This is a genomic window from Ruegeria sp. BG8, from assembly GCF_056538325.1.
In genome coordinates, this window is sequence record NZ_JBQFSZ010000001.1 from 636,598 (window position 1) to 658,688 (window position 22,091).

General features: G+C 56.1%; 28 protein-coding genes. 14 read left to right on the plus strand and 14 right to left on the minus strand.

Annotated features, from left to right (window positions below):
* The first annotated feature begins 217 nt into the window (after window positions 1–217).
* The 4 genes from ACR0DG_RS03200 to ACR0DG_RS03215 all read left to right on the plus strand — a co-directional run bounded on the left by ACR0DG_RS03200 (window position 218) and on the right by ACR0DG_RS03215 (window position 2,722).
* Window positions 218–520, plus strand: a complete 303-nt coding sequence (locus ACR0DG_RS03200; RefSeq protein ID WP_480694239.1) for a BufA1 family periplasmic bufferin-type metallophore — start codon at window positions 218–220, stop codon at window positions 518–520.
* Between the two features lie 71 nt (window positions 521–591).
* Window positions 592–1,449: an MNIO family bufferin maturase gene (bufB, locus tag ACR0DG_RS03205; RefSeq protein ID WP_480694241.1), complete on the plus strand. Its 858-nt coding sequence runs from the start codon at window positions 592–594 to the stop codon at window positions 1,447–1,449.
* The gene (locus tag ACR0DG_RS03210) at window positions 1,446–2,207 is read left to right on the plus strand and encodes an HvfC/BufC family peptide modification chaperone (protein ID WP_480694243.1); all 762 of its coding nucleotides are present in this window, start codon (window positions 1,446–1,448) and stop codon (window positions 2,205–2,207) included. The genes bufB and ACR0DG_RS03210 overlap by 4 nt, the downstream gene beginning before the upstream one ends.
* The gene (locus tag ACR0DG_RS03215; RefSeq protein ID WP_480694245.1) at window positions 2,204–2,722 is read left to right on the plus strand and encodes a hypothetical protein; all 519 of its coding nucleotides are present in this window, start codon (window positions 2,204–2,206) and stop codon (window positions 2,720–2,722) included. The genes ACR0DG_RS03210 and ACR0DG_RS03215 overlap by 4 nt, the downstream gene beginning before the upstream one ends.
* 1 nt (window position 2,723) lies before the next feature.
* Here the strand turns inward: ACR0DG_RS03215 and ACR0DG_RS03220 are convergent, their stop codons facing one another.
* Window positions 2,724–3,092, minus strand: coding sequence for a hypothetical protein (locus ACR0DG_RS03220; RefSeq protein WP_480694247.1), 369 nt, complete (start codon window positions 3,090–3,092; stop codon window positions 2,724–2,726).
* Window positions 3,093–3,133: 41 nt separating this feature from the next.
* A complete protein-coding gene (locus ACR0DG_RS03225) occupies window positions 3,134–3,451 on the minus strand; it encodes an ArsC/Spx/MgsR family protein (protein ID WP_480694248.1) in 318 nt (105 codons plus the stop codon).
* Between the two features lie 216 nt (window positions 3,452–3,667).
* On the opposite strand from ACR0DG_RS03225, the gene ACR0DG_RS03230 reads away from it, so the two are divergent.
* Entirely contained in the window at window positions 3,668–3,874 is a 207-nt protein-coding gene (locus tag ACR0DG_RS03230; RefSeq protein ID WP_170652516.1) for a cold-shock protein, read from the plus strand.
* Between the two features lie 79 nt (window positions 3,875–3,953).
* Here the strand turns inward: ACR0DG_RS03230 and ACR0DG_RS03235 are convergent, their stop codons facing one another.
* Entirely contained in the window at window positions 3,954–4,262 is a 309-nt protein-coding gene (locus tag ACR0DG_RS03235; protein WP_480707036.1) for a hypothetical protein, read from the minus strand.
* A gap of 53 nt (window positions 4,263–4,315) precedes the next feature.
* Window positions 4,316–5,227 (minus strand): FAD-dependent thymidylate synthase, encoded by a 912-nt coding sequence (thyX, locus tag ACR0DG_RS03240; protein ID WP_058280711.1) that lies wholly within the window; start codon window positions 5,225–5,227, stop codon window positions 4,316–4,318.
* A gap of 176 nt (window positions 5,228–5,403) precedes the next feature.
* On the opposite strand from thyX, the gene ACR0DG_RS03245 reads away from it, so the two are divergent.
* From ACR0DG_RS03245 to ACR0DG_RS03255, 3 genes are read left to right on the plus strand one after another with little or no spacing between them, the layout of a single operon-like run.
* Complete coding sequence (locus ACR0DG_RS03245) at window positions 5,404–5,832, plus strand: VOC family protein (RefSeq protein ID WP_480694252.1); 429 nt, start codon at window positions 5,404–5,406, stop codon at window positions 5,830–5,832.
* Window positions 5,829–6,533, plus strand: a complete 705-nt coding sequence (locus ACR0DG_RS03250) for a DUF1194 domain-containing protein (protein WP_480694254.1) — start codon at window positions 5,829–5,831, stop codon at window positions 6,531–6,533. Before ACR0DG_RS03245 ends, ACR0DG_RS03250 begins: the two co-directional genes overlap by 4 nt.
* Entirely contained in the window at window positions 6,530–7,258 is a 729-nt protein-coding gene (locus ACR0DG_RS03255) for a DUF1194 domain-containing protein (protein WP_480694256.1), read from the plus strand. The genes ACR0DG_RS03250 and ACR0DG_RS03255 overlap by 4 nt, the downstream gene beginning before the upstream one ends.
* Here ACR0DG_RS03255 and ACR0DG_RS03260 read toward each other — a convergent pair.
* The 3 genes from ACR0DG_RS03260 to ACR0DG_RS03270 form a co-directional block, all read right to left on the minus strand.
* The gene (locus ACR0DG_RS03260; protein ID WP_480694258.1) at window positions 7,252–7,749 is read right to left on the minus strand and encodes a MarR family winged helix-turn-helix transcriptional regulator; all 498 of its coding nucleotides are present in this window, start codon (window positions 7,747–7,749) and stop codon (window positions 7,252–7,254) included. The genes ACR0DG_RS03255 and ACR0DG_RS03260 overlap by 7 nt on opposite strands.
* 77 nt (window positions 7,750–7,826) lie before the next feature.
* Window positions 7,827–8,084 carry a succinate dehydrogenase assembly factor 2 gene (locus tag ACR0DG_RS03265; protein ID WP_480694260.1) on the minus strand — a complete coding sequence of 86 codons (258 nt, stop codon included), beginning with the start codon at window positions 8,082–8,084 and terminating at the stop codon, window positions 7,827–7,829.
* The gene (locus ACR0DG_RS03270; RefSeq protein ID WP_480694262.1) at window positions 8,081–8,473 is read right to left on the minus strand and encodes a helix-turn-helix domain-containing protein; all 393 of its coding nucleotides are present in this window, start codon (window positions 8,471–8,473) and stop codon (window positions 8,081–8,083) included. The genes ACR0DG_RS03265 and ACR0DG_RS03270 overlap by 4 nt, the downstream gene beginning before the upstream one ends.
* Window positions 8,474–8,565: 92 nt before the next feature.
* Between ACR0DG_RS03270 and ACR0DG_RS03275 the strand changes: the two genes are divergently transcribed.
* Window positions 8,566–9,768 carry a pyridoxal phosphate-dependent aminotransferase gene (locus ACR0DG_RS03275; RefSeq protein ID WP_480694264.1) on the plus strand — a complete coding sequence of 401 codons (1,203 nt, stop codon included), beginning with the start codon at window positions 8,566–8,568 and terminating at the stop codon, window positions 9,766–9,768.
* Window positions 9,769–9,780: 12 nt separating this feature from the next.
* Window positions 9,781–10,182 carry a hypothetical protein gene (locus ACR0DG_RS03280; protein ID WP_480694266.1) on the plus strand — a complete coding sequence of 134 codons (402 nt, stop codon included), beginning with the start codon at window positions 9,781–9,783 and terminating at the stop codon, window positions 10,180–10,182.
* On the opposite strand, the gene ACR0DG_RS03285 is transcribed toward ACR0DG_RS03280, so the two are convergent.
* The gene (locus ACR0DG_RS03285; RefSeq protein ID WP_480707037.1) at window positions 10,179–11,540 is read right to left on the minus strand and encodes an MATE family efflux transporter; all 1,362 of its coding nucleotides are present in this window, start codon (window positions 11,538–11,540) and stop codon (window positions 10,179–10,181) included. The two genes, ACR0DG_RS03280 and ACR0DG_RS03285, sit on opposite strands and share 4 nt — an antisense overlap.
* 117 nt (window positions 11,541–11,657) lie before the next feature.
* Entirely contained in the window at window positions 11,658–12,581 is a 924-nt protein-coding gene (gene ppk2 / locus ACR0DG_RS03290) for a polyphosphate kinase 2 (RefSeq protein ID WP_480694270.1), read from the minus strand.
* A 125-nt stretch (window positions 12,582–12,706) separates the two neighbouring features.
* Between ppk2 and ACR0DG_RS03295 the strand changes: the two genes are divergently transcribed.
* Window positions 12,707–13,582 (plus strand): alpha/beta fold hydrolase, encoded by an 876-nt coding sequence (locus ACR0DG_RS03295; RefSeq protein ID WP_480694272.1) that lies wholly within the window; start codon window positions 12,707–12,709, stop codon window positions 13,580–13,582.
* On the opposite strand, the gene ACR0DG_RS03300 is transcribed toward ACR0DG_RS03295, so the two are convergent.
* Both ACR0DG_RS03300 and ACR0DG_RS03305 read right to left on the minus strand, forming a co-directional pair.
* Window positions 13,579–14,187 carry a carboxymuconolactone decarboxylase family protein gene (locus tag ACR0DG_RS03300; RefSeq protein ID WP_480694274.1) on the minus strand — a complete coding sequence of 203 codons (609 nt, stop codon included), beginning with the start codon at window positions 14,185–14,187 and terminating at the stop codon, window positions 13,579–13,581. The genes ACR0DG_RS03295 and ACR0DG_RS03300 overlap by 4 nt on opposite strands.
* A gap of 93 nt (window positions 14,188–14,280) precedes the next feature.
* Entirely contained in the window at window positions 14,281–15,093 is an 813-nt protein-coding gene (locus tag ACR0DG_RS03305) for a class I SAM-dependent methyltransferase (RefSeq protein ID WP_480694275.1), read from the minus strand.
* 185 nt (window positions 15,094–15,278) lie between these two features.
* On the opposite strand from ACR0DG_RS03305, the gene parE reads away from it, so the two are divergent.
* From parE to ACR0DG_RS03320, 3 genes are all read left to right on the plus strand, one after another.
* Window positions 15,279–17,237, plus strand: a complete 1,959-nt coding sequence (gene parE, locus ACR0DG_RS03310; protein ID WP_480694277.1) for a DNA topoisomerase IV subunit B — start codon at window positions 15,279–15,281, stop codon at window positions 17,235–17,237.
* Window positions 17,234–18,007 (plus strand): hypothetical protein, encoded by a 774-nt coding sequence (locus tag ACR0DG_RS03315; protein ID WP_480694279.1) that lies wholly within the window; start codon window positions 17,234–17,236, stop codon window positions 18,005–18,007. The genes parE and ACR0DG_RS03315 overlap by 4 nt, the downstream gene beginning before the upstream one ends.
* Window positions 18,008–18,238: 231 nt before the next feature.
* Window positions 18,239–18,520: a DUF1496 domain-containing protein gene (locus tag ACR0DG_RS03320; RefSeq protein ID WP_480694281.1), complete on the plus strand. Its 282-nt coding sequence runs from the start codon at window positions 18,239–18,241 to the stop codon at window positions 18,518–18,520.
* Window positions 18,521–18,532: 12 nt separating this feature from the next.
* Here the strand turns inward: ACR0DG_RS03320 and ACR0DG_RS03325 are convergent, their stop codons facing one another.
* The 3 genes from ACR0DG_RS03325 to ACR0DG_RS03335 form a co-directional block, all read right to left on the minus strand.
* Window positions 18,533–19,303 carry an alpha/beta hydrolase gene (locus tag ACR0DG_RS03325; RefSeq protein WP_480694283.1) on the minus strand — a complete coding sequence of 257 codons (771 nt, stop codon included), beginning with the start codon at window positions 19,301–19,303 and terminating at the stop codon, window positions 18,533–18,535.
* Window positions 19,304–19,361: 58 nt separating this feature from the next.
* Window positions 19,362–20,507: an iron-containing alcohol dehydrogenase gene (locus tag ACR0DG_RS03330; RefSeq protein WP_480694285.1), complete on the minus strand. Its 1,146-nt coding sequence runs from the start codon at window positions 20,505–20,507 to the stop codon at window positions 19,362–19,364.
* A gap of 146 nt (window positions 20,508–20,653) precedes the next feature.
* On the minus strand, window positions 20,654–22,003 hold the full coding sequence (locus ACR0DG_RS03335) for a glutamine synthetase family protein (protein ID WP_480694287.1): 1,350 nt from the start codon (window positions 22,001–22,003) through the stop codon (window positions 20,654–20,656).
* Window positions 22,004–22,091 lie beyond the last annotated feature (88 nt).

The following is a 22,091-nucleotide window of genomic DNA, read 5'->3' on the forward strand; positions in this document are numbered from 1 at the left end:
CGGCACTAAACTGCCCGATATCTGGCCCCAAAATTGGGGCCAGATTGAAATATTTTCCTTTTTCGTTTTTAAAAACAATATGTTAACCTGCAAGGGGCCATGACAGTCTTTGACGGGGTTGTGAGACACGGGCTCGTGAATTTAACTGCGGCCCTCGAAAGACTACCTTTGTCATTGTCAAACACAGACATACGCAGTCATCAAAAGGATAACCGAGATGTCGAACACCGCTAAGTCCCTCGTTATTGCAAGCGCAGTTGCAGCAGCCGTTTCCGGCATGGCAACCACAGCATCCGCACAAGCCAAAGAGAAATGCTATGGCGTTTCGCTGGCAGGCGAAAACGATTGCGCCGCTGGCCCAGGTACAACCTGCGCAGGCACCTCGACCGTTGACTATCAGGGCAACGCCTGGACATTGGTCGACGCTGGCACATGCGCCGATATCGAACTGCCGCAGACCGCAGACGGTTCGGATCGCAAAGGTTCGCTGGAGCCGCTGGACCGCGACCTGCCCGCATAAGGCTGAGCAACTCGAAATCGAAGGGGCGGGCAACAGCGCCCGCCTCTTTGTCGTGACTGGGGGACGTTAAAATGCTGGATAACGCTATTCGATCAAACAGGCTGCCTGCGGCACCGGGTGTCGGGTATAAGCCTCAGCATTTCCAACAGATCCTTGAGCACGCGCATCCAGTTGCATGGCTGGAAATCCATGCCGAAAACTACATGGGCGACGGTGGTCGCCCTCTGGCCCAGCTGCGCCACTTGTCGGAACAGTTTCCAATCTCGGTGCATGGTGTAGGCCTGTCCATCGGCGGCGAAGGTCCGTTGGACGCAGACCATCTGGCCCGTCTGAAACATCTTGTGGGTTGGCTGAACCCGGCAAGCTTTTCAGAGCATCTGGCCTGGTCGACCCATGACAGTCACTTTCTGAATGACCTTCTGCCCCTACCCTACACTGACGCGACCCTCTCGCGGATTTGCGAGCATATTGACCAGGTGCAGGACGTTGTCGGGCGGCAAATGCTGCTTGAGAACCCGTCCAGCTACTTGGCGTTCGAGGAAAGCACGTGGTCCGAGCCGGATTTCCTGCGGGAAATTTCACGCCGTACTGGCTGTGGTTTGCTGCTGGACGTCAACAATGTGTTCGTCTCGGCCACCAACCTCGATTTCTCGCCGCAGGGCTATATTGATGTTTACCCGCTGGACAAAGTTGGTGAGATCCACTTGGGCGGGCATGACGAAGACGAAGACGACCACGGGCACCCGCTGTTGATCGACAGCCACGGGCGCGAGGTGGTTGATCCGGTCTGGGCGCTTTTGGATTACGCTTTGGAGAAATCCGGCCCCAAACCAGTTTTGATTGAATGGGACACCGACGTTCCCGACTGGCCCGTGCTGCGAGACGAAGCGATCCGCGCACAAACAGCCCTTGAGCGTATTCCGGCATGACCGTTTCTCAGACGACATTTAACACAGCGCTCCTGAACCCGTCCGAGGCGGTTCCAGATGGGCTGGTGGATGCATCTGAACAACCGGCTGGCCGTCGCTTTAGCGTTTACCGCAACAATGTGGCCGTCTCGCTGACCGAAGCCATGCATCAGGCGTTTCCGGTCATTACCAAATTGCTCGGCACGCAGAACATGGACGGTTTGTCTGGTATCTTTCTGCGCAAGCACCCTCCGACAAGCCCCATGATGATGTTCTATGGCGAGGCATTCCCAGAGTTTCTAGCGGGGATGGATCAGCTTTCCCATTTGCCCTACCTTCCGGATGTTGCCCGTCTGGAACTGGCGATGCGCACCTCATACCATGCAGCCGACAGCGATGCCGCCCCGGCGGACGCGCTGGCTGTCCCCCCCGAAGACGTGATGCAGGCAAAACTGGAATTCGCCCCGGCGATGCAAATTCTGCGTTCGGAATGGCCGATTTTCTCAATCTGGCGTTTCAACACGCACGAGGGCGCGCCCAAGCCACAAGCTGGCAGCGAAGACGTTCTGGTCACGCGGCCGGAATATGACCCTGCTCCGCACTTGTTGCCATTAGGTGGTGCGGATTGGATCGCCAATATGCAGGCCGGTCTGACGATCGGACAGGCGTTTGAAAAAACTGCAGCAACCACCCCTGATTTTGATCTTGGGGCTACCCTTGCGCTGCTGCTTCAAGGCGGCGCTATTACTTCTGTGACTATCGAAAGGCTGGCACAATGACTGCCCTTATCACTCTTCATAATAACGTCTTGGGACGGCTCGACAGTTCAGCCAACTGGCTGACACCGACCCTGGCACGGCTTGTTTTTGTTGCTGTATTGCTTGTGTATTACTGGAACTCGGCCACATTGAAGATTGACGGCTCGATCTTCTCGGCCTCTGCCGGTGCCTTTGGTCAGATTTTCCCTAAGGCTGCCGAGGCGGTACTGTATGACGTCACTCAGATGACGTTTTTCCAGCGGATCGTGATCTTTTTCGGCACAGTTGCTGAATTCGTTCTGCCCGCGTTGTTGCTGGTCGGCCTGCTGACCCGTGTGGCGGCACTGGCCATGATCGGGTTTGTTTGGGTCCAGACCATTGTCGACGTTGCCGGACACGGCGTCCAACTGGGTGGCCTTTTCGACAACGCAATCACTCTGATGGATCAGCGCGTGATGTGGACGTTCCTGTTTTTGGTCATCATCATCAACGGCGCAGGCCCGATCTCGATCGATCGCATCCTACGCCTGAAGTGATTTAGAAATGCGCCTTGGGCTCGTCCGGTTTACCCGCGGCCAGCCCAAGGAGGCCCGCCACTCCGGCGAAGGCCACGGGGAACATGGTAAACGCGTTAAAGCCAAACGCGTAATACATGCCCACGGACGAAATAAGTAAAAGCAGCCCCCCGACCAACGCCCGCGCATGGGCCATTGCGCCACCGACCAAAGCCAATAGCGGGGCGACGATGGACGCGACCTTTATCAATTGGGCGTTGTCGACCTGCTCAGCGATCCCGTCAATCTCGCCAAAACGGTCGATCAGTTCGACATACCCATATCCCACAAAGCCAACCATCATGCCGATCAAACCGGCAATGACGCCCAAAATCATCGCTGCGTTACGCATGTACTATCCTCTTACCTGCGTCAGAGCAGATAAGTACCCAATCAGGAAACGCCAAGTGCGGTCTTAGTTTCTGCCGTCCAACCAACGAACATGCCGCTATCAGACACGATCAAGGGACGTTTCATCAGCGTCGGATGTTCTTTCAGCAATTCTAACGGTGGGGTTGAACGCTGCTGCTCATCTAATCCGCGCCAGGTTGTTGAACGTGTATTGAGCAAACCCTCGCCGAAGCGTGAAAAGGCGTCTTCCAGCACGGATTCCGGAACACCTTGGGATCGAACATCCACGAACTCTGCTTCTGGCAATGATTTCAGGGCTTTGCGACACGTATCGCATGTTTTCAGACCATAAAGCCGCATTTGGGGGCTTCTCCTGCATTTGTGTTAATTTTGGGCAATATCGCCAACGTGTTCCGGTAATTCTTGATTTTTTACTTCACCGTGCAATGTTGAAAAAGACGAAATACGCAATCCGGGCCGTGGCGTGTGGGCGAGGCGGTGATGGGTCGCGGTGGCGTCAATCACTACCCCCACCAATTTTGTGGGACAACGTGTAAGTAGAAGGAGACACGGGAAATGCCAACTGGCACCGTGAAATGGTTTAATACCACTAAAGGCTATGGGTTTATTGCCCCCGACGAAGGTGGCAAGGACGTATTTGTTCATATCTCGGCCGTCGAGCGGTCTGGTCTGACCGGGCTCGCAGACAACCAAAAAGTCCAATATGAATTGCAAGACGGACGCGACGGTCGCCAGATGGCAGCCGATTTGAAGCCGTTGTAATACACCCTCCCAGCGGAACAAGCAGAACAGGACAACGGCCAATTACCGGCCGTTGACCAATTTGGACTTTTAGCTTGCTTTACCCTCGCGCAGGTTTTTCACCGGCATGAGCATGCCAGTGTTCGCCCATCGCAACGATGCAGGATGTTCCGGTGGAATAGGTTACCACCATCGTCCAATCGCCTTTTTGGCTGGTCCAGACCTCCATGACCTGCTCGGGGCTTCTCACCCCTGTCGCCGTGCGTTGCGATCCAAACTGACGTTCTAGCTTGTCATGCATGTGCGACGTCGGCTCACAAAGCACTTCGGCAATCGGAGATTTTGCAAAAGCCGGAGAGCAAAGCAGCGACGCAATGCATGCGTATCGGATACAGGAAAAAATCGTCATGAAGCCAATGTAACAGCTTCATGACAAAGTGTATAGACAAATGATATGCGCGACTAGCTCTTGCGAATGACGGCTTCGAACTCCCTCCATTCGCGCGCGGTCATTCCAGAGTTTTCCTGTGTCACGGTTTCTCCGGCCAACATTCTGCGCAGGCTATCGACCATCTGCGCAGACAGGTTCACCGCACCCAACCGATAGTCTTCAAATGCTTTGTAGGCGAAGGGCACCCAGTCGGCGACGATCTTGCACATGGTGTCGGCATAAACCCGAATTTCGTATTGGGCGTGTGGGTCAGCGCGCAAACGCAGGAAATGAAAGAGGTTGTGCAGGTCGACCTTCCAATACCACTGCGTGTAGATGTTCGCGGGCAAGTTCATACGCGCCAATTCGCGCGCCAGCCCCTGCTGACCGTCCTGACTGATCATCGCTTCGTAATTGTCGTAACAACGCGCGCTATCAGCCTTGAGCATCTCAAGAACACGTGCGGCTTCTTCGCCCTGCAAGGCGTCGCCACGGCCCTGGTTATTCACCTCGGACTGTGCGGCGACATGGTCTGGCGCGGGAATATAGAACTCACGATCCAAAATCGAATAGCGAGCCGAATACTCGTTTACGTTCGCTGTCCGGTGCCTGATCCATTGGCGGGCCACGAAAACGGGTAGCTTGACGTGCAGCTTGATCTCGCACATCTCGAACGGGGTCGAGTGCCAGTGCCGCATCAGGTAGCGGATCAAACCTTCGTCGTTTTGAACTGACTTTGTGCCTTTGCCATAGGAAACACGCGCCGCCTGACAAATCGCTGCGTCATCCCCCATATAATCGATGACCCGCACGAAACCGTGGTCCAACACCTGATGCGCCGTATAGAGATGGTCTTCCATACCCGCGGCCACAACGCGGCGTGTTGGATGCGATTGCGCCCTTTGCGCTTCGATCTCGGCCAGTTGGTCAGAGGACAGCGGCATGAAATTTCCTTTCCAGCAATGAGTCGCCGCCTACTATATCTCGCGAATTACCGGACAGGAACCGCGATATGTGCACCCATTTTCAGGAATTGCAAAATGTGTCCCCTCGGCCTCTCGACTTGGTTGGCTTGCGCGCTAAGGTGCTGTGGACCACCTGAATAGAAAGGAAAGCGCAAATGGGGCTGAAATACCTCCACACCATGGTCCGCGTGAAGGACCTGGAGAAATCCATGGCGTTTTATGAGTTACTCGGCCTGAAGGAAACGCGCCGGTATGATAGTGAACAGGGCCGGTTTTCGCTGATCTTCATGGCTCCTCCGGGGCAGGAAGACTGCCCGATCGAGCTGACATTCAACTGGGACGGGGATGATGAACTGCCCAGCGATAGCCGCCATTTTGGCCACCTGGCTTACAGTGTCGATAACATCTACGAAATGTGCCAAAAGCTGCAGGACAATGGCGTTGTAATCAATCGCCCCCCGCGTGACGGACGGATGGCTTTTGTCAGGTCTCCCGACAACATTTCGGTCGAATTGTTGCAAGACGGTGAGGCTTTGGAGCCAGCCGAACCCTGGACCAGTATGGAAAGCACCGGTCACTGGTGATCCGTTGGCTTGCAACACTGGGCTTGGCCGCTCTGGCCAGCCCCCTAAAGGCCGAGACTTGCCGTCTTGCGCTGGCGCTGGCCATGGATATCTCGACATCCGTGGATGCAACCGAAGACACGTTGCAACGTCAGGGCTTGGCAGCAGCCCTTATCGCGCCCGAGGTGACTGAGGCGTTCTTTTCCTCGCCCATGCCAGTCGCGCTGGCCGTATATGAGTGGAGTGGGCGGACCACGCAGAACGTCATTCTGAATTGGACCATGATCCGCACGCGCGCGGACCTTTTGGCCGCGGCAAGTACGGTTCAGAAATCCGTTCGCTCCGACAGCGTATCGGCAACCGCAATGGGCTATGCTTTGGCCTTTGGCGCACAGCTGATGCAACAGGCCCCGCCCTGCCTGTTTCAAACGATTGATCTGTCAGCAGACGGCTCGAACAATGACGGGTACGGGCCAGAGTCGGCTTATCGCCACTTTCCTTTTAACAACACGGTCGTGAACGGGCTGGTCATCAATGCCGCCGATTTCGAAGGTGAGCTGTTCCTTATACCCTTCTTTGAAAACAACGTTCTACACGGACCCGGTGCTTTTCTGGAAATCGCGCAGGGTTTCGAGGATTTTGAACGCGCAATGCGGAAAAAGTTGGAACGCGAACTGCAAGGGCTCCAAATCGGTGCGCTGACCGAACCGGAAATCAGATGATCCGCACGCTGGCCGCGATATTCTTCCTGACGGCGGGGCCGGCCCTGTCAGATTGCAGGCAAGCACTAGCTCTTGGATTGGACGTCTCAGGTTCCGTCGACAGCGCCGAATATCGCCTGCAGCTTGATGGGCTGGCTTCTGCTCTGCGTCAGCCTGAAATCGAACAGCTGATCCTCTCTGATAGCGGCGCACCGGTCAGATTGGCTGTATTTGAATGGAGCGAGTCCAGCCATCAGCGCATGCTGGTCGACTGGACCGAAATTCGCACCCAGAGCGATCTGGAGGCAATTGGTGCCTCACTAAAGGCTGTAAAGCGCAGCTCGGCCCCGCAAGGAACTGCTGTCGGCTCGGCCATGATGTTTGGGGCCGAACTTCTGGCGCAGCAATCGACATGTTGGAAACGCACATTGGACCTGTCCGGAGACGGCAAACACAATATCGGCCCGAACCCGCGTGAGGTGAAACGCGCCCTCCTCTCGTCTGGGATAACGATTAACGGCTTGGTCATCGGGGCCGATGACTCAAGCTATGGCGACCAGCGATACGTGCAGGTTGGCGACCTGTCAGCCTATTATTCGGCATGGGTTATTCTGGGACCAGATGCATTTGTCGAAGTTGCTTTGGGGTTTGAAGCCTACGAGGAAGCCATGACCCGCAAATTACTTCGTGAATTGGAAAACCTGACCCTGTCCGATGCGGGCCAGCTTACCAAGCCTGATCAATAGATATAGCGGATCTGATCGGTCCAGTATCGTTCAACACGACGCAAAGACGTTGTTATCTCGTCGATCCCCTCTAACCCCAGTACGCCACGCGATTGCAAACCTTCGGCATGTCGTGCGAAGAGGTCGGAAACGATGTCGCGGATTTCGCGCCCCTGCGGCGTCAACCGCACCCGCACCGAACGTCTGTCAATCTCACAGCGTTGGTGATGCATATACCCCATCTCTACCAGCTTCTTGAGATTGTAACTCACGTTACTTCCCTGATAATAACCCCTGCTTTTGAGCTCACCCGCCGTGACTTCGTGGTCGCCGATGTTGAACAAAAGCAAGGCCTGCACCGCGTTGATCTCAAGCACGCCAACGCGCTCGAACTCATCCTTGATCACGTCCAGCAACAAACGGTGCAACCGCTCAACAAGGGCAAGAGATTCCAGGTAGCTGGTCATGAAACCCTTGGTTTCCGGCGCGGAGACCTGCATTTCCATACTCATCCGATCCTCCGATTCAATCGCGCTGTTTCAGGCAGAATGAAACGAAAAACCGAAAAATCAGTTAAGCTGGATTTTCTTTATTTTTGAAATGTTTGCGCGATATCAGAAAGAAGTTCCCGGTGTTGTTCGGGCGGTGCTGACTGCCCTGTAACCCACTGATAGAGATCCTGATCGTTCTCGTGCAGAAGGGCGTCATACTGATCCAGATCGGCATCAGTCATAGCCTCAAGGTTGCGATCGGCATAGGCCGACAGGATCAAATCCATCTCTTTGATCCCACGCCGCATGGATCGCATCTTTAGCCGTTTTATCCGGACGTCCCGCGGTTCGGTCACTGCACCTGCTCCAACATGAGGCGGACCCGTTTTTCCAGCTTGGCCGCACGCTCGGCACTGGCCCGCATCTCACCACGGATCGAGCGCAGCTCGGCTACGATTTCGGACAGTTCAGGGGCATCTTCCTCGGCCTCGAACGGGGCATCCATGCCCTCGCCCTCGCCTGTCAGCAACCACATGATCGACACATTGATCATACCCGCCATCATCGACAATCTGTTGGCCCGTGGCTCGGAAAGGTCATTCTCCCACGCGGCTATCGTGGCCTTTTTTACACCCAGCCTGCGTGCCAGTTGCGACTGCGTCATCCCCGCGGCTTCGCGCGCGCCTGCCAACCGGTCGCCAAACGTGGCCGATTCCGGGCCGTACCAGTCGTTCTCATCGTTCATCGGGGTCTCCAAATCTCAGAATTCATAGCGCTTGATCGTCATTCGGGCGCACCCTATGACAGACAAGTTGAACATACAAACCGAGGGCACCCATGAGTTTCCTGTCTGCGACACTCTCACGCGTAAAACCATCACCGACGATCGCAATGACCGCGAAAGCGGCGGAATTGAAAGCGGCGGGGCGGGACGTCATCGGCCTGAGCGCGGGGGAGCCGGATTTTGACACCCCTCAGAACATCAAGGACGCAGCCGTTGCTGCGATCGCGGCAGGTAAGACCAAATACACCGCGCCTGATGGTATCCCCGAGTTGAAACAGGCCGCTTGCGCGAAAATGAAGCGCGATCATGGGCTGGACTACACACCGGCACAAATCTCGGTGGGAACTGGCGGCAAGCAAACGCTCTACAATGCCCTGATGGCGACGATGAACGAAGGGGATGAGGTTGTTATCCCTGCCCCATACTGGGTCAGTTATCCGGATATGGTGTTGCTGGCCGGGGGCACTCCGGTCGTGGTCGAAACAACTTTGGCCAACAGTTTCAAGCTGACGGCGGAACAGCTTGAGGCCGCGATCACGCCGAACACCAAGTGGTTCATCTTCAACTCTCCGTCCAACCCGACAGGGGCGGGATACAGCCGGGCGGAACTGAAGGCACTGACTGACGTTTTGATGAAACACCCGCATGTGTGGATCATGTCGGACGATATGTACGAACACCTGGCCTATGACGGGTTCGAGTTCTGTACTCCGGCCGAGGTTGAGCCGGGTCTGTATGATCGGACACTCACGTGCAATGGCGTATCCAAGGCTTATGCCATGACCGGGTGGCGCATCGGTTATGCGGCGGGTCCGGTAGAGTTGATCGCAGCGATGCGCAAAATTCAGTCGCAGTCGACGTCGAACCCCTGTTCGGTCAGCCAATGGGCCGCGGTCGAGGCTTTGAACGGAACGCAAGCGTTCCTTGCGCCCAATAACGAGACGTTCAAACGGCGGCGTGATCTGGTGGTTCGGATGCTGAACGAGATTGATGGTATCACCTGCCCGACGCCTGAAGGGGCCTTTTACGTGTACCCGTCGATTGCTGGTCTGATCGGAAAGACAACGCCGGCTGGGACACCAATCGACAGCGATGAGGCATTCGCCACGGCGTTGCTGCAAGAGGCAGACGTTGCCGTCGTTTTCGGTGCGGCCTTTGGGCTGTCGCCAAATTTCCGTGTCAGCTATGCGACCTCGGATGCGGCCTTGACTGAAGCCTGCACTCGCATTCAGCGGTTTTGCGCATCCCTGACCTGAAAGGACGCTTTGATGACTGTCGAACTGCCCGAATACTATTTCCGCATCCGCGAAAACGGCGCGGTGGTGTTCCGGATTGACACTGAAAACCGTCAGCGCCGGATCGATATGGAGCAGATCGCAGTCATCAACATCCGCAATGGTGAGGTAAAACCACATGGTCAACGGACCCTGACCGAAGCAGACACAGCCGAGATCACCCGTTGGATTTCGGATCGCCAATCCTTGTTGGCTCAGCGTGATCTGGACGATATTCACCGCGCGGTCGACTACCTGAACCTGACAACGCAATGGGCGCAATCCAAGGCCACGAACGAGCAGCTAGAGGATGTTACCGATCGGTTGCTGTTGGCCATGCATGATCTGCGTTCGGTTCTTGTAAAGAAAAAAGCCGACCGTCTGACCAAAAGCTAGGCGGTTGAGACGTCAGCGATCGGAACCGAGCGAACCGATCGCAGCCAAAAGCGCGCCATCAGTAAGACAGCGGCACAGGCCAGCCCCAGAACAAGACCAAGCCAGACGCCTACCCCGTCCATTCCCCGAACAAAGCCAAAATAATAGGACGCCGGAATCCCAACCACCCAATAGCTAAGCGCGGCCATTACCATCGGGACCTTGGCGTCCTGCAACCCACGCAGAAGCCCCAACGCGATCACTTGCGCCCCATCAACAAGTTGGAACAGTGCGGCCATCGCCAGCAAGACGGTGCCAATGGCCAGAATCTGAGGGCGCTGCGGATCGTCAGCCTCCATAAACAGTGAAATGAGCGGCTCGGCGCAGGTCAGGAACAGGATGACGGTCAACACGGACATCACAAGGGACATACCTGTGACGGCGATTGCCCCTTTCTCAAGATGGGCGCGGTCCTTTCGACCCAGTGCGTTGCCAGCACGGATCGTAGCGGCGTTCGACAAGCCCAAATGCACCATGAATGTCGCTGACGCCAAGTTCAGCGCAATCCCGTGGGCCGCCAGGGGAACCTGCCCCAACCATCCCATCATGACGGCCGACGTCGCAAACAGCGTCACCTCGGCCAGTGTGGTCAAACCGATCGGCACCCCTAGGCGCAGTACGCTTTGGAACATCTCCCAGTCTGGGCGCCAAAATCGTTGGAACAGGCTGTGTTCAGGCAGAACGCGCACGGCGTATATGACGACAAAAACCAGCGAAACAATCTGCGTCACAACCGATGCGATAGCCGCACCTATTACTCCAAGTTCAGGCGCGCCCCAGTTTCCAAAGATCAAAGCATAATTGGTCACACCATTAACGACAGCCGCTGTCACGGTGATCCACAAAACGATCTGAGTGCGTTCCAAAGCCGCCAGGTATGACTTGAGCACCATGACCAGCAAGGCCGGGAACAACCCCCACCCCGCTACTCGCAGATACTGAGCCGCAGTTTCGGCGACCTGCGGCTCCTGCTTTAGCGCGATCAGAATGGGATAGGACCACCACAACAATGGCAAAACCAGCGTGGCATAGATCAGCGACAGCCAAAGCCCCATACGTGTGGACCGGCGAATGCTGGTTTCATTCCCTTCGGCCGCTGCGGTAGCCACCATTGGCATGACCGCCCAGCCAAACCCCGCGCCAAACAGGAACAACACAAAGTAGTAGCTGCTTGCCAGCGTCACGGCAGCCAGTGCCTCAACACCGTACCATCCCAACATTATGGTGTCGGTCAAACCGATGGCGAATTGCGCCAGGTGACCGCCAATCAATGGCAGCCCCAGCACAGCAATGGCCCGGAAATGGCCGCGATATGTCATCACCTTGTTCATTGCCCCAGCCTTATTCCCGGCAAAAGGCCGGGACAAGACCAGAACAGTGAAATTTCACATTGAGACATAAGGATGATCGCAGGCGATCACCTCAGGCAAGACCACCTAGCGCGCGTCAGGATGCAGCGCATTCCCCAGAATATGCTCGGATCTGTGGATCACATGATGCGCTTGCCCCACGATCAGTGGATCGGGTTCGCGCACGATATCTTCGTTCTTATCCGGGTAATCCAACGTCGACAGGAAATGGCGCATACAGTTCAGCCGCGCGCGTTTCTTGTCATTCGACTTCACGATCGTCCAAGGGGCGTCAGCGGTGTCCGTATAAAAGAACATCGCCTCTTTCGCTTCGGTATAGTCATCCCACTTGTTCAGGCTGGCCTTGTCGATGGGTGACAGTTTCCATTGCTTAAGCGGGTCGGTTTCACGACTTTTAAAGCGGCGTTGTTGTTCGGATCGTGTGACCGAGAACCAATATTTATAAAGCTGGATGCCCGAACGAACCAGCATACGTTCCAGATCCGGCGTTTGCCTCATGAATTCAAGGTATTCATTGGGCGAGCAAAAACCCATCACGCGCTCAACCCCGGCCCGGTTGTACCAGGAACGGTCGTAGAAAACCATTTCACCAACCGTCGGCAATTCCTGAACGTAACGCTGGTAATACCACTGGCCTTTTTCTTCCCAGGTGGGTTTGTTCAAGGCAACCACGCGGGCTTGGCGTGGGTTGAGATGTTCCATGAAGCGCTTGATCGTACCGCCCTTTCCCGCAGCATCGCGGCCTTCGAACAACAACACAAAACGCTGGCCCGTTTCCTGTGCCCACAGCTGAACTTTCAGCAATTCAGCCTGCAGCAAAGCCTTCTGCGCCTCATAATCCTTGCGCGCCATCTTGCGGCCATAAGGGTACTTACCGCTTTCAAAGGCAAGGCGGATTTTTTCCGGGCTGGGTCCGGCTGCCTCGGGCTTTGAAGAAGGGATAACACTGATAGGGGTTTCTTTGCTTCCTATGTCCTGCGCTGTTTCCATTCAGTCTCTCCTTGTTACACTGTTGGGGAAACGCCTAGCAGAGCTTGAGAAAACGCGCTTTGATTGGTGTCAAGTTAACTCATCTTTTGCGCACCCGATGCCCGCGCTATCCAACGGAGCCTTCGATGAAAAGCCGATTTATCGACCTGAACGGCCAGCGCTTTTTCCTGCGCAGTTGGGGGGACGAAGACTTACCGACCCTACTGATGCTGCATGGCTTTCCCGAATATGGCGGCGCGTGGAGCGATCTTGCCCCGCACCTCTCGGAACGGTTTCACTGCGTCGCCCCGGACCAGCGGGGATACGGCCAGAGCTGGTGTCCGGATGGTGTCAGCCACTATACACTGTCTCACCTGGTTTCAGACATGGTTGCATTGATCGAGACACTTGGTGGACCGGTCTGCGTGCTGGGGCATGATTGGGGCGCTTCGGTTGCTTATGGGCTGGCCATGTTTCGGCCAGAGCTGGTCAGCAGGTTAATCATCGCCAATGGTGTGCATCCAATCCCGTTTCAACGTGCCATGGCGGCAGGCGGCGCGCAATCAGCGGCCTCGCAATATATCAATGATCTGCGCTCACCCGATGCCGCAGATCGGTTTTCCGCCAACGAATTCGAACGTCTCGAAAGGTTTTTCCGGTACGGCATGGGGCTCGACTGGCTGACAGATGAGCGGATGCAGTCTTATCGCACCGAGTGGGCGCGTGCTGGCCGATTGGAGGCGATGCTGAACTGGTATCGCGCCTCGCCGCTTGTGGTCGCGAACCCGGGCGAACCCCGTACGGACCTGCCCGACTTGCCAGTTGAACGGTTGATGATCCGCTGCCCGCATCTGCTGTTGTGGGGCCCGGACGACAAAGCCCTGTTGCCGGAATCCACATCTGGTCTGGAAGAGGTCGCCCCTGATTTGACGCGGATCGAGATTACCGGCACTGACCACTGGCTGCATCATCAAAACCCGTCAGCAGTAGCGCGCGCCATTCGCGACTGGATGCCGGACTAACGGTGCCCCCAATCGGACGGATCGTCCGAATTATTCGGAGACAGCCCAAGGATATCGCCATCCGTCGAACAGCCCAGACCTAAGACCGTGCGGTTCGCGTACGAGAAATAAGCGCAGACCTGATTGATCTCGAGGATTTCACCGTCATCCCACCCGTCTGCGCGCAATTCGGCGATGTCAGCCTCAACCAAGTCTGCCGGTGCCAGAGTCAGCTTCCTCGCATAAATCATCGCTGCAACTTGCGCTGCGTCCAACGGAGCGTCCTCGGGCGCGCCTGCCTCGATAGCCGCTCGGATTGCATCCCCACGCGCCGTATCGCCCAACAAACGCTGCAACCCGCTAAAGTGATGTTCGACGCAATAGCCGCACCGATTCAGCGAGCTGACCCACACGCCCAGAACCTCAAGAAACCATTTCGGGATGGTATTGGCCGAATGATGCAGCACGTTCTTATACAATGCCATGTGGCCTTCCATCGAATGCGGGCGCAGGGAATGCACCATCATGATGTTGTCCACATTATTGCCCGGCCCCGTTACCCGCTCATACAGCTTGCGCAGCTTGCCGGTCGCTTCTTCGAACGGCACTACTTTGATCCAGCTCATACCTGTCCCCTGTCGCTTCCAGCGCAGTTTAGTTGCGTTCAAATTGAGCTTCGAGAGGCAATCGTATGAAATTTAGTATTTATACCGCCGCACCTATGACTTGTGGCACTCATAAGTGGTGGCAGACAAGGGCATGTTCATCCCGTTCGCCCCGAAGGCATCAGTCAGCCTTGCGAGAATACGAGCCACGACATCTTCGGGATCAACACCACCACGTTCGCGGATCTCGTCGATAAAAGGATTGCCAAAGACAAGAGCTGCTGCAAAGGCCCGCGGGTTCGAGATGGTTTTCGTCAGCTCGATCGTCAGGAATGAGACATCCTCCCAACCAGCCTCGGCCAGATCCGAACATACCAATTGCGGGTCGCCATAATGGAAGGGAACCTTGTAAAAGCCCGGCGGGTCATCCGGGAACACCTCCGAAGCAACCTGTTGGGCGATCTGGGAAAACGGATTCAACTCGATCGCGCTCCAGACATTGAAAACGTACCGGCCACCCGGCTTCAGAACACGCGCCGCCTCACGATACGACGCTACTTTGTCGGGAAAGAACATGACCCCGAACTGGCACACGATAAGATCGAAAAGCGAGTCGCCAAATGGTAACTCCATCGCGTTGGCGACTTGAAAATCGATCTTGTCCTTGGAGGAAAATTTTTGACGCGCGACATCCAACATCGGAGCGTTCAGGTCAGTAATTATCAAGGAGGCATCCGAAGGCAATTTTTCCCGCAATCTACTACTGACGATACCCGTTCCTGCCGCGAGTTCCAAAACGGTCTTGGACTGTCCTGAAACAGCGGCGTCGACAATCCGGTCCGCGTAATCAAAGAAAATATTTGGACCCAACCCGTTGTCATAGTGCGAGGGGATATCCCCGACAAAGCCCGAGGCGTTCGTGCTCATTGAAATTCTCCCAGTCTGGTGCAGTCCGCAATAGTCACAGGGTACACGAACTTGACCAAGCTTGCCAAAACCATGATCAGCCCTTCCGACCTGCCTACCATTTACCCACAACACTTCGCGCCCCTCTTCCCCCGGACCACATCACCTGCCATAATGGGTAAAACCCAAAAACAAGAGCAGCACCGATGCCAGACGATCTGTTGACGCCCAGCGCGACCACTACCTACGACGCCTCCTCGATCGAGGTGCTTGAAGGTCTGGAACCCGTTCGCAAACGCCCCGGCATGTATATCGGCGGCACGGATGAGCGTGCGCTGCACCATATGGTGGCCGAGATCCTCGACAACTCGATGGACGAGGCGGTTGCCGGTCACGCCAACCGGATTGAGGTTGAGCTGCACGCAGATTACGCCCTGACCGTGCGCGACAACGGGCGCGGTATTCCGATTGATCCGCACCCAAAATTCCCCGACAAATCGGCGCTGGAGGTCATTCTGTGCACCCTGCACGCGGGCGGTAAGTTCTCGGGCAAGGCCTATCAGACCTCGGGCGGTCTGCACGGCGTGGGTGCTTCGGTCGTGAATGCGCTGTCGGATTCGATGGTCGTGCAAGTCGCGCGCGACAAGACACTGTTTGAACAGCGATTCTCGCGCGGGATCCCTTTGGGTCCGGTTGAGAAAATCGGCGCAGCCCCCAACCGGCGCGGCACGACTGTTACCTTCCACGCGGATGCCGAGATCTTTGGCCATCACAAGTTCAAACCCGCGCGGCTGTTCAAATCCATCCGCTCCAAGGCCTACCTGTTCTCAGGCGTCGAAATCCGCTGGAAATCCGCCATCGACGACGGCGAAACCCCTACCGAAGCCACGTTCCATTTTCCCGGCGGCCTGTCCGATTACCTCAAGGAAACGATGAACGGCTCATCCACCTATGCCGAACAACCTTTCGCGGGCACCGTCGACTTCAACGAGAAATTCAGAACACCCGGCAAGGTCGAATGGGCGATCAACTGGACGCCTTCGCGCGACGGCTTCATCCAATCCTACTGTAACACCGTCCCCACGCCCGAAGGCGGCACCCATGTCGCGGGCTTCTGGGCTGCGATTCTCAAGGGGATCAAGGCTTACGGCGAGCTGATCAACAACAAGAAAGCCGCGCAGATCACCCGCGATGACCTGATCACCGGCGGTTGCGCGCTGGTGTCGTGCTTTATCCGCGAGCCCGAGTTCGTGGGCCAGACCAAAGACCGCCTTGCCACGGTCGAGGCCCAACGGCTGGTCGAGAATTCGGTCCGCGACCATTTCGATAACTGGCTGGCCGCGGACACGAAATCCGCCGGCGCTATTCTCGACTTTGTGATACTCCGAGCCGAGGAACGTCTGCGCCGACGGGCCGAGAAAGAGACACAACGCAAATCCGCCACTAAAAAACTTCGTCTTCCCGGCAAGCTGGTGGACTGCTCTAGTTCAACACGCGACGGGACAGAGTTATTCATCGTCGAGGGCGACTCGGCCGGTGGGTCCGCGAAAATGGGCCGGGACCGAAAAACACAGGCCCTGCTGCCCCTGCGCGGCAAGATCCTGAACGTGCTGGGCGCGGCCAGTTCCAAGCTGGGCACCAATGCCGAGATCAACGACCTGACCCAAGCGCTGGGTGTGGGACTTGGCACCAAGTTCAACGTCGACGATCTGCGCTATGACAAGATCATCATCATGACCGACGCGGATGTGGACGGCGCGCATATCGCCTCACTGCTGATGACCTTCTTCTTCACCCAGATGCGGCCGATGATCGACGCGGGCCACCTGTATCTGGCCTGCCCGCCTCTGTATCGCCTGACTCAGGGCGCCAAACGCGTCTACTGTCTGGACGAGGCCGAGCGGGACGAATGGCTGGAAAAAGGTCTGGGCGGTAAAGGCAAGATCGACGTCTCGCGCTTTAAAGGTCTGGGTGAAATGGACGCCAAAGACCTGAAAGAGACCACGATGGACCCGGCATCCCGCAAACTGATCCGCGTCACGATTGACGAGGACGAACCCGGCGAAACCGGCGATCTGGTCGAGCGTCTGATGGGTAAGAAGCCCGAACTGCGGTTCCAGTACATTCAGGAGAACGCGCGGTTTGTGGAGGAGTTGGATGTTTGAGGATAAAACAAAAAGCTTCGTTGTTTGATCTTGTTGTTCATGAAACACGAGCGGCTCTAAGACAATTAAGTTCACCCGAAGCAGATTTTTTTGAAGTCTACGGAGGAATTACGTCTGCTTTGGATAGAGAAACGATTCAAGCAACAAAATTTACTTCGTATTTGTTGATCGCCACAATTGCCACTTACTCATTAAGCGAGAATGGCTTCTTAATATTGAAAACCAGTTTTCTCGAGGTCAATATACCGAAAATTTATGCAGTTTTTTCATGTGTTTCGATTTTTGCCGCCTTGTTTTTCAACCTCTTCACACTCCTGCAATTAATGGTGCAAAGAGTTTTGGCTGAGCAAATACTAGGTTCACGCATAAGGTTCCCAAGTGTTTTATTAGCCCATTTGGGTCACAAAGGATTTGACGTACTTTCCCCCCAACGGAACGGTCATTTGATTGAGCACACCCCTCGGGCGAAGGCCATACTTAGCATTCCTCTTATCTTGTTTTTTTCCGCAGCTTTTTTTCCCCTTGCTGGTGTCAACCTTTACCTTTTGAGAGAATCCTGGAGCGCACTTTTCACTATCGACAGCATGTTCTTATCCGGCCCTTTGTCAGTCGCTAGTATGGCAATGTTAACACTGCCTTATGTGTACATAATTTTGTATTTTACAAAATTCGAAGTGGTAAAAAACAAAAGACAAATAAGATGGGGTTTCCTAAACCAGATTTTCCCGAAACCTCATCCAAGAGTCAAACACTGGTTAAAACACAAGTAATGGATGTAAGTTGGGTGTTTACACGCATCTATCTACAAGCCGCAATCAAGTTAACTACCGCCGTCGTGCCCGATCTGAGGATGTCTTCGAAAAACACCCGCCGTCAAAACCCTTGCCTAACCCGTTGATGCCGTTCACACTTACCCCCAACCCGTCATTCAAGAACGATATTTGAGGTTCTCGAGCGTCCAAGACCCATTTGACCCACAGATTTCTCAACGGGAGGACGACATGAAGACACTCGCCTTTGGAATGACGCTGGCCCTACTGGCCAGTCAGGCAACCGCGCAACAAACGCTCAGCCTTGCATCCCCGATCCCAGACGGGGCAGAGAATAAGTTCTGCTATTACAAAGGTATGGCCTATTCCGAGGATGCCTTTGTCCTGCTGGTGGGCGACAACACCGTCACGGCTACGGCCACCGCTGTGCAGGAACGCTTGCTGCGCTGTCACCGTGAGGGCGACGGGCCCCTCAAGTGGAAACCTCAAAGCACGTTTTCCACCAACAATTGACGCTCGGGCGGTCTAGTCTAGCTTATCATCCAGCCAGTCGGCGATCTGTCCGGCTGGCCCCTCCCACCCCGGCTCCATGAACAGGAAATGCGCGTGGTTCTCGACCGGTAGAAATGTCGCGCGGTCTCCGTAAAGCTTTGCCAGAGCGCGGCAGGTGTTGGGGTTCACGGCCCGGTCCTCGGTGCCTGACACGATCAGAACCGGGCAATCGACTTTGTCGATATCCACCTTCATCGCGTGGTGGTCGTCGAACATCCAAAAGAACATCTCGAACATCACCCGCCCGCTTTCGGGGCCGAGTTGGTCGAACACTTCGTGCTGCTGCGTCTCGGGCATTTTGTTCAGCGCAAAGGGGGCCATCAGGTCGAAATCGACGCGCATGGGCTGTTTCCAAAACGCCCCGCCCTCCATCAACGCACGCGGAACGGCGCGTTCGTCGTCGGTTTCGGGCAAAGTCCCCCAAGCCGCGTTCGGGTTGATCAGGATAATCGCGCTGGCCAGACCGCGCGCCGCCACCTGCTGCGCCACCACCCCGGCGATGGCATGGCCGAGCAGTACAGGTTTGCTATCCAGACCCTGCACAAACGCGGCAATGTCATCGGCGTAATCCATGACGCTGGTGTCGGTCAGGCCGGGATCGGGCTCGGCCTTTGGGTCTCCACCATGATAGCGCAACGCGGGGGTGTGCACCGTCCAGCCGCGCGCGCGGAAGAAACCCGCGTAGTCCTCCATACACCACGGCCCGGCAAAGGCCCCGTGGATCAGAACAATCTCTTTGGTCATGAAAATCTCCCTCACCTCAGCGCAGTATGCGAGGTGAGGGAGTGGGTCTGCAAGCCTGTTACAGCGCGGCTTTGAACAGCGCGGTCAGGTTGTCTTCGGTCAGTTCAATCGGATTGCCGCCGCAGGACGGGTCGATGATCGCGCCTTTGACCAGTTCGGGGATCGACTCTTCGGTCACGCCCAGATCTGAGAGTTTGCGTGGGATTCCCAGCGCGTCGTTGAACGACTGCACAAAGGCGCGGAAGCCGTCAAAGCCGCCTTCGATGCCCAGATAGGCCGCCGCCTGCTGGAACCGGTCGGCGATGGCCGGGGCGTTGAACTCCAGCACGGTGGGCATACAGACCGCGTTGGTGGTGCCGTGATGGGTGTTGAACACCGCGCCGATCGGGTGACTCATGGCGTGGATCGCGCCGAGGCCCTTTTGGAACGCCGTGGCGCCCATCGCTGCCGCGCTCATCATCTGGGCACGCGCTTCGGTGTCGGTGCCGTCAGCGTAGGCGCGCGGCAGGTAATCCTTGACTAGACGCATGCCTTCCAACGCGATGCCCTGAGACATGGGATGGTAGTGCGGGCTGCTGAACGCCTCGACGCAATGCGCAAAGGCGTCCAGACCGGTGCCTGCGGTGATGAAGTTGGGCATGCCCACCGTCAGTTCCGGATCGCAGATCACCACGGTCGGCAGCACTTTGGGGTGGAAGATGATTTTCTTCGCGTGCGTTTCCGAGTTGGTGATGACGCTCGCGCGTCCCACCTCGGACCCCGTCCCGGCAGTGGTCGGCACCGCAATGATGGGCGCGATGACATCGACATCGGCGCGGGTCCACCAGTCGCCGATGTCTTCGAAATCCCAGACCGGGCGCGTCTGTCCGGCCATGAACGCAACCATCTTACCCAGGTCCAACCCCGAGCCGCCGCCGAACGCAATCACCCCGTCGTGACCACCGGCATTGTAGGCCGCCACCCCAGCATCAAGGTTTATTTCGTTCGGGTTAGGATCCACATCACTGAACAACCCCGTACCAAGCCCAGCCGCCTGCATAATATCCAGCGTAGCTTTGGTGATGGGCAGATCGGCCAGGCCTTTGTCGGTCACCAGCAGAGGGCGTTTAATACCTGCGGCCAAACAGGCCTCAGGCAGTTCCTTGATCCGGCCCGCGCCAAACTTGATAGCGGTCGGGTAGGACCAGTTTCCAACGAGGTTCATCTTGTCACCTATTTCATGTGTTTGGATATCGGGTGTCCCAGTTGGCGCCCCATCACGGAACCGCACCGCATCGGTCACCCTTAGTTTCTGACTATTTCTCTTGTTGCGTTGGATATTGTCCCACCACTAAGCAACAAGTGTGACCCTCAGGCGCGCTCGAACCCGCGGGCAATTTCCCAATCGGTTACCACGCGTTCGAATTCTTCGATCTCAACTTCGGCCGCACGGACATAGTGATCAATCACATCGTCCCCCATTGCCTCTCGCAACATGGCCGAGCCATCCAGCGTATCCCGTGCCATCCGGAGGTTACCCGGGATCATGCCGCTGTCGCCCTGATAGACATCCCCCTTGGTCGGCGGCTCCAGTTCGAGCCCCTCTTGAATCCCCGCGATTCCGGCTGCCAGCATACCGGCCAAGACCAGATAAGGATTCATGTCCGATCCGGGGATACGACATTCAATGCGAACTGCCTTAGTTCCATCGCCGCACAACCGGAACCCTGCCGTGCGGTTGTCGACCGACCAAATGATCCGAGTCGGTGCAAAAGTCCCTTTCATGAACCGCTTATAGCTGTTGATGTATGGCGCCATGAAATACGTGTAGTCTCCGGCATATTTCAACAGACCCGCCATGTAGTTTTTCATTAGCCCAGACATGCCCAACGCGTCTTTAGCGTCATAAAACGCAGGTTGACCATCAGCCCATAGCGATTGGTGCACATGCGAAGAACTGCCCACCTTGTCATGGTGCCATTTCGGCAGGAAGGTCGCGGCGTGACCATGTTGCCAGGCGATCTCTTTCACTGCGTTTTTGGCGATCGAGTGATACTCGGCCGTGTCCATCGCAGATGCATATTTGATATTCAGTTCTTCCTGACCAGTCTCAGCCTCACCCTTCGAGTTCTCAACCGGTACGCCCGCGTTCCACAAATGATTGCGGATCGGGCGCATGACATGCTCTTCCTTGGTGGTCTGCAGGATGTGGTAGTCTTCGTTATAGCCAGAGATCGGTTCGAGATCGCGGAAGCCTTCCTTACGGATCTGGTCAAAACTTTTTTCGAACAGGAAGAACTCCAGTTCGGTCGCACACATCGCGTCGTAGCCCAAAGCCTTTAAGCGTTTGACCTGTCTTTTCAGGATCGAGCGCGGCGCGTGTGGTACATCCTGATGGGTGTGGTGATCCAGTACGTCACACATCACCATGGCCGTGCCTTCCAACCACGGCACGGGGCGCAAGGTGCTGAGATCGGGTTTCATGATATAGTCGCCGTATCCCCGCTCCCAACTGGTAGCCGCGTATCCATCGGGCGTTCCCATCTCAAGGTCGGTGGCCAAAAGGTAATTACAGCAGTGTGTTTCGTTCCACGCGCCAGCTACGAAATGGCCTGCGTGGAACCGCTTTCCCATCAAACGCCCCTGCATATCCACCATGCAAACCAACACCGTGTCGATTTCCCCGGTAGACACCAGCGCCTTAAGTTCATCGAGTGTCATATCAACCTCATTCCCCGTTGGACATCAAAGGTGAAACCCTTTGTTCGTTTGCCCCATGTGCCTTTGTATAAGCCTAGATGAATTCGTG